The following is a 446-nucleotide window of genomic DNA, read 5'->3' on the forward strand; positions in this document are numbered from 1 at the left end:
TTCAGCGGCACCGCTGAACCAGGAACTAAGATCGAAATCGTCATCGATGGCAAGCCTTATGGTCCTGTCTATGCCGACCAGAACGGACATTGGGAAATAACCCTTAGCGAAGAACTGGGTGAAGGCGATCATACCGTCACTGTAAAAGCAACTGACATTGCAGGCAACGTCAGCGAAAGTGCCGGAACAACCATCACGATCAAGACTGATAAGCCGGTAACACCTGAGCCGCCGACAGTACCAGGCGGTAACGGTTCAGCAACCAACACGACAACTCCAACCTTCAGCGGCACCGCTGAACCAGGCACCAAGATAGAAGTGGTGATCGACGGCAAGCCTTATGGCCCTGTCTACGCCGACCAGAACGGTCACTGGGAACTTGTAATCAACCCTGCATTAGCAGAGGGCGGTCACATAGTAACCGTAAAAGCTACCGATATCGCAGG

General features: G+C 52.9%; 1 protein-coding gene. It reads left to right on the forward strand.

The window, feature by feature from the left end:
• A partial coding sequence (locus DDR33_RS25315; RefSeq protein ID WP_202913858.1) for an Ig-like domain-containing protein occupies positions 1-446 on the forward strand: 446 nt, incomplete at both ends.

The organism is Pararcticibacter amylolyticus, assembly GCF_003130405.1.
Lineage (GTDB): Bacteria > Bacteroidota > Bacteroidia > Sphingobacteriales > Sphingobacteriaceae > Arcticibacter > Arcticibacter amylolyticus.